Source organism: Gluconobacter thailandicus F149-1 = NBRC 100600 (assembly GCF_000964465.1).
GTDB classification, from domain to species: domain Bacteria; phylum Pseudomonadota; class Alphaproteobacteria; order Acetobacterales; family Acetobacteraceae; genus Gluconobacter; species Gluconobacter thailandicus.
Genome location: NZ_BANH01000087.1, coordinates 1 through 5522 on the forward strand (window position 1 = coordinate 1; position 5522 = coordinate 5522).

Here is a 5522-nt window from a genome sequence, read left to right on the forward strand (position 1 = left end):
CCTCGCCGCAACCATCATGTTCTGGCTATGAGTCCTGAGCCTAGCCTTTTCGACATTCCTAATCGGGAATCTTACAAACAGCGCAAACGCCAAAAGAAGAACAATATCCGCAAAGAAGAGAGGCCAGAAGCTGAAACTCAGGCATCCAGCCATCTGCCATTTGTTTTTCTGGGCAAAAATAGCACTGATCTGCTGCTGAACCCGGATGGAGATATGAATCCTGCTTTGGACAGCAAAGGCTTTGGCGCTTACGCACTTGGTGGATCATCTCCCGGTGTGCCTGTCACGCATCAAGTCGATATCACTACCTCGAGAACATGGTCCATTGCAGCGACTAAGAAAACATGTCGTCTAGGAGATATTCGCGAGCACCATCCCGAGCAGCTTCATAGATACAAACCGCAAGTGGCTTCCGTGAGGGAACGTGTTTTGATGTGCGAGGAGCTTCGCAAGGCCATCAAGGACGTGCGTTCTGAAGACTGTGGTTGGCTGATCAGGGCCGAACGCGAAAGACGGCATAAAGAATATATGGGAAACACTGCGATTTCCCTGATAAAACCTGTGATCGCGAGAGTTTTGAATACCAAAGGCGCAGTCAGAGTGGTATAATAATTCATTAAATTCAATGAGTTATATTTATGTGCAATGCAACAGATGCAATAAATCTTACTGCCCCTACAGGCAATCCTGACGCTATTTTTCTGACCGGTGAAGCGGTTTCGGATGTGGCGGACAGGTGTTCGGCAATAGAGCCCTATCGGCGAATATCCGCCGATTATGGGTCAATAGACGTTCTTCGTCTGCTAATGAACGATGTGCCGCACATCTTGCTCTACTTAAGAGATGCCGACACAGGCTGGTTTTGGGAACGCTCAACGCTGACCAAGGAATTAAAAGCAGCAACACCCGAAGCTCTTAAAATCTGTCGAGCGACATTTGGCCCCCTATTGATCGGAGAATTACTTTCGGCGCATCCGGAGAGCATATGATAGCAACGTATGGAAACATTAATTGATGCAATAAACTAAAATTTTTGTTTTCTCAAAGGTTGAATCGTAGGGGCACATTTCTTCAGTGTAGGCTGAACACGATTCCACCATCCAGTTGCACCTCCGAACAAGGAATTGAAAGCTCGAAATTCGATTGCTGTCTTGTTATCAGGCAGCGGCATGAAAATAGCGCTCCATACTAACATTGAGGCGGCACCGCGCATTTCTTCAGCTACTCGAGCCTGAGGAGGAGAGTGCATTGATGCGATAGTAATAACCCCAGGATCTTGCGAGAGATCATTTTGGGCATTGTAGTTCAAGCACTCAGCTATTTCTTCATAATTTCCATTTGCTTGCGTGTATTCAGGCGTCAATTCTCTGTCTGAGCTTGAGCATCCGCTTAACGATACAACTAAAGCAATCATAAAAATTGAATTTCTTTTCATAAAATTTACCTTTCTTTTTTATTACTAATTCTTCGGCAAAAGGGCAGGGGCAAGAACGATATTCAAGCCGGGGTAATCAATCTTTGAAATGGCCTGATGCAGTATAGCGATTTCAAATCCGCTCCCGTCTTCGTCAAGCCCATACGCCTCCGCCACATCTTCAGCTTCATGCCCCATGACTGCATCTCTTAAAGTTTTATCAACACCTGCATTGCGAAGTGCCCGTTTCACCGTATGACGGAAGCTGTGAAATGCTTTTGCCCTATCTGGCACCGATCTTCGTGCATATCGCCCCCACCACTGCGAGAACGGCCCGCTTTCCGCCTTCTCGCTGCCAGTTTTGACGAGCGGGAATAACTTTGTGTCTGATCCGACACTACCTTCACGACACTGAGCAACGTAATCCAAGAAACCCAGACGCTTGATTTCATCGTGCAGCGGCACCTTGCGGCGTGCGTTCTCGGTTTTGCCGTCGCGAATAAACAATAGGTCAATGCCGTTTTCCTGCGACACGTCGCCAAGCCTCAAGCTGCCGATTTCATTAAGACGTGCACCTGTGAACAGGGCAAGGATTGGCATCCATATCGCCGCCTCACCTGCACCCCCACTCGGTCTTTCACCATTGCTGAATACTGAAGACGCAAAAAGCACTTTCAGTTCTTCCAAGCTGTATGGCAATCGCTTTGGTATTTTTGACGCTGGCCCTTGGCACGAACGCCACGCGACACCACAGTATCGACATATCCGTTTTCAGACGCCCATTGTAGTGCCACTGACACGCCAGAGATATGCTTGGCATTGATCGTCCCTGCACTCAGACGTCGCGCATCTGAAAGAGATTTATATCGCTCTATGATCTTATCTGTGGTCAGCGCTCTGTCTGCCACCTTCAAAACAGCGGGGAACTGAAGTAGCGCATCTTTGAAGGCGGCGATATGCTTTTTGTTAATATGCGCAACATCCATATCGCCTTGAAGATCAATGAAGCGCCTGACAGATGCTCGATACCCCTTCACGGTTGCCAGTTTTGGCTTTCGTTCAACGGCATATCGTTCGAAGGCCTCACTCAGAAGTAGGCCAGCCGCTTGCGGCGATGATTGCATGATGGGTGAGTCTTGAATGGGTGGCAGTATTTTAGGCGAAACCGTAGCCGCAGACGATTTTAGTTCTGCGTCCGGGTAAATGCCCTCTGGCAGAATTGGAAAGTTGGGCATGTAATCAAGATCATCCTGCGACCAACGCAATTGCGTCTCGGCCAATAGGCTTTCAATATGAGCATAATGTTTCGCCAGTGCGGTGAAGCGCTGATCATGTTCCTGAAACGGGATACCAAATTGGGTCAAAACTTCGCGCGCCTTAGCATACCCACGCGAAAAGTCATGCCGCTGGCGTTCTGTCGTCATCATTTCAAGTTTGTGCTCAGCAATGTTGCCCATTGCCTCCCGAGACTCCTGGCGCAAATCGTCTAGGTCAGGGATATCGCTCTCATGCGTTCCCCGCATCAAATCGCCGCTCATATAGAGGCGCTGTGCCTCGTTTAGCTCGCGATAGAACCAAGCCTTCACCAGCTTTTCCAGATCGGCTTTCGTGCCGTTCATCTCATTCAATCTCATCCACAAACTATCCAGCCGCAAACGTATAGTCGCCGCCAGCGTCAAAGCCATTCTTCTATTGTCTGTGCGAAGGGAAAAGACCAGTTCCCGCCGCATCTGTGCAAACGGGACTAAAACCGGCACCCGAACACGAAACGCATACTGATCGCCACGCCTAAAAATATTGGCGGAGAGACGAAAAGACATACAGTGCGACATACAAATGCGGGCTCAGCATGGCCGAAGCCACCTCAAAGTGGCTTTTTTCACTTATATTTCAATGGGATACTAACCCGTGGCGGAGAGAGAGGCGAGCGAACGAGGACTATAACCTTCTGAAATAAAGAAATTTATTTCAAAGAGACAGATATGAATACCCCCACCGATACCCCCAGAATATTTTTATAGACGCGACACGCTCAAATCGCTTTTCGCTTGCACGGGGTTCGGTGCCTTACAATTTCAATCATCCGGAAATTCCGGAGGGTTCAGCCGTCAAGGATTCCTTGACAGCTGAACTATTGGGCAATCCTCAACAGTTGGGAATTTTCCAATAGTTCAATCCTGCGTAATCTCATCCCAGACAATCGGGGCAATAACGACAGCGCAAAGCAGGACGAAGACGATCAGGGCGACAACGGCTATTTTTTCGAACATGCCCGCACCTGGTCACGCAGCCCGATATAGTCACCAATCCAGCGCCCGGTCTGGGGCTGCGGGTTCGCTCTGATCTCCGTGGCTAGGGCTTTTTGATCCGCTGCCGAGTAAGTCACCAGCGTGGGGCAGGGCACGTAGCGCACGGACGTGCAGCCGGTGAGAGCAAGGGCCAAGACGAGCCACTTCATGCGCTACCACCATCGAGCCGAGCAAGCACGCCATCCTCAGTCGCAGGCTTATCCGCCTGAGCCTGTGCCATCGCTTCAGCCTTTTCAGTGATTGCTGTTGCGCTATCAGCTGCGGCTTTTGCAGTCGTGACGGACGCATTGTTCTTCCCGGCCCGGTACGAGAACCAGATCAGCCAGGCGACAAAGGCGAGGGCAATGATGCCCCCGCCGATGTAGACGTACTGGATCAAGCGGTCGCAGCCGTTTCAGTCGTGGTCGTCTTCGTTTCCAGCGCCGTGACGAGGGAAGCGATGTTGCCGGCTAGACCGACAAGAGCCGCCTTCGCCGCTACTGTGTCGCAGTTCGGATCCAGCTTCTCGATGATGAAGCCGCCGAGAACCGGGAGCAGTTCCTGTCCGAGTGCGCCAGCTTCCTGAATGAGTGTGTCAGTTGCCATGATGGCATTTCCTTCTGAGTGGGTTGGGGTGTCCCGCAGTCAATCCGCGACTGGTGCCGTGGGCTTGCTGAGGATTTCGGGGATGGCAGCCTTCACCTCCGCTGCGTCTTCGCGAGCGACAGGAACGGCGGTAATACCCGGACGCAGGCGAGGGAGCGCCCATCCGATGCAACCGCCAATGGCCGACATCAATTCGTAAAGTCCGGCCCACTTGCTCGTCGCTTCCGGAGGCTGGATCACGGCGCGCAGGATCGCGCAGCCAACAATCAGCCAAGCCGGATAGATCAGATATTGAGCCGGGATCAGATCGGGCAGCAGCACCAGCAGAGAGCCGACACCGCCAGCCTTGAGGAAGGTGTTGACGTTCGGGTTCATGCCGCGATGGCCTCCGCAAAGAAGGCGACATTCGCGGCCGCATCAGCCGCGCCCTGTGCCGTGTTGTAATGGTTTTTGTGGTACGCGCTCAGTCCGGCTGCATCGGTGGAGGCGGGCAAGGCATCTCGAGCGCGATAGAACCGGATACGAGCCATTGCGCAGGCGTAGCGCAGGTTCGTGATGAGCTGCTGCTGACGTGTCAGATCCGAGGCCAGCATGGATTGCAACTTTGTCGCTAGCCGCGACTGAGCTGGGAAGCGCAGAAAGTTCGTCCAGCAGTCGTCATGAGTGGCTGGCTCCATCTGCCAAATCCCAAGAGCAGGGCCGCCGCCAACCTGCCGGACATAAGCGGCGCGGCTTTCCGCAAGAGCCGTTCCCGTCAGCAGGTTCTCAGCTGCAGGAGACCAGAGCCCGAGCGCGATCAGTGTAGGCCGCACGATCTCGTACTTGAGCTGGCGAACGTCGAGACCGGTCACGTGTGAAGCGCCTGCCAGAAATGGAGAAGCCGCTCACCGTAGATCGCCAAGAAGGCGAGGATCGTGACCGCCATGGCGCCAGCCCATTTGAAAAAGGACATACCGCCAAGAAGGGTGCTAATCATGCTTTTGAGGTCGCGCAGGTCAGTGTCCTGCCGCTCCCCACGCATCCGGCCTTCCGTCTGGACCTCGCTGAGTTTCACCTGAATGGCCGTCATACCAACCTCCAAGGCTGTGATGCGTCGTTCGTGGTCGTCAAAGCGCGGGTCCGCAGCCGCTGGCATAGCGTCACCCATCGCTGCCCACCTCAACAGAATAGCCCCACTGCGCATCCAGCCAGGCGAGGCGACCCTCAAACCAGTC

At 52.8% G+C, this 5522-nt stretch carries 9 protein-coding genes and 1 pseudogene; 2 read left to right on the forward strand and 8 right to left on the reverse strand.

Features of this window, described 5'->3' with window-relative positions:
* On the forward strand, positions 1 to 609 hold a 609-nt coding region (locus tag B7444_RS15400; RefSeq protein WP_048855219.1), incomplete at its 5' end, for a hypothetical protein.
* Between the two features lie 29 nt (positions 610 to 638).
* Positions 639 to 989 carry a hypothetical protein gene (locus tag B7444_RS16470; protein ID WP_146911441.1) on the forward strand — a complete coding sequence of 117 codons (351 nt, stop codon included), beginning with the start codon at positions 639 to 641 and terminating at the stop codon, positions 987 to 989.
* Positions 990 to 1024: 35 nt separating this feature from the next.
* Here the strand turns inward: B7444_RS16470 and B7444_RS16475 are convergent, their stop codons facing one another.
* From B7444_RS16475 to B7444_RS15435, 8 genes and pseudogenes are all read right to left on the reverse strand, one after another.
* The gene (locus tag B7444_RS16475; RefSeq protein WP_146911439.1) at positions 1025 to 1435 is read right to left on the reverse strand and encodes a hypothetical protein; all 411 of its coding nucleotides are present in this window, start codon (positions 1433 to 1435) and stop codon (positions 1025 to 1027) included.
* Positions 1436 to 1459: 24 nt separating this feature from the next.
* Positions 1460 to 2101: a site-specific integrase gene (locus tag B7444_RS15405; protein ID WP_146911437.1), complete on the reverse strand. Its 642-nt coding sequence runs from the start codon at positions 2099 to 2101 to the stop codon at positions 1460 to 1462.
* Positions 2089 to 3246: a DUF6538 domain-containing protein gene (locus B7444_RS15410; protein ID WP_308417535.1), complete on the reverse strand. Its 1158-nt coding sequence runs from the start codon at positions 3244 to 3246 to the stop codon at positions 2089 to 2091. The genes B7444_RS15405 and B7444_RS15410 overlap by 13 nt, the downstream gene beginning before the upstream one ends.
* A 622-nt stretch (positions 3247 to 3868) precedes the next feature.
* Positions 3869 to 4102 carry a hypothetical protein gene (locus tag B7444_RS15415; RefSeq protein WP_007281836.1) on the reverse strand — a complete coding sequence of 78 codons (234 nt, stop codon included), beginning with the start codon at positions 4100 to 4102 and terminating at the stop codon, positions 3869 to 3871.
* Positions 4099 to 4308, reverse strand: a complete 210-nt coding sequence (locus B7444_RS15420; protein ID WP_007281837.1) for a hypothetical protein — start codon at positions 4306 to 4308, stop codon at positions 4099 to 4101. Before B7444_RS15420 ends, B7444_RS15415 begins: the two co-directional genes overlap by 4 nt.
* Positions 4309 to 4347: 39 nt before the next feature.
* Positions 4348 to 4683: a hypothetical protein gene (locus B7444_RS15425; protein ID WP_007281838.1), complete on the reverse strand. Its 336-nt coding sequence runs from the start codon at positions 4681 to 4683 to the stop codon at positions 4348 to 4350.
* On the reverse strand, positions 4680 to 5159 hold the full coding sequence (locus B7444_RS15430) for a hypothetical protein (protein WP_007281839.1): 480 nt from the start codon (positions 5157 to 5159) through the stop codon (positions 4680 to 4682). The genes B7444_RS15425 and B7444_RS15430 overlap by 4 nt, the downstream gene beginning before the upstream one ends.
* A pseudogene (locus B7444_RS15435) lies at positions 5156 to 5522 on the reverse strand (hypothetical protein); the annotation flags it as partial. The pseudogene B7444_RS15435 and the gene B7444_RS15430, both read right to left, overlap by 4 nt.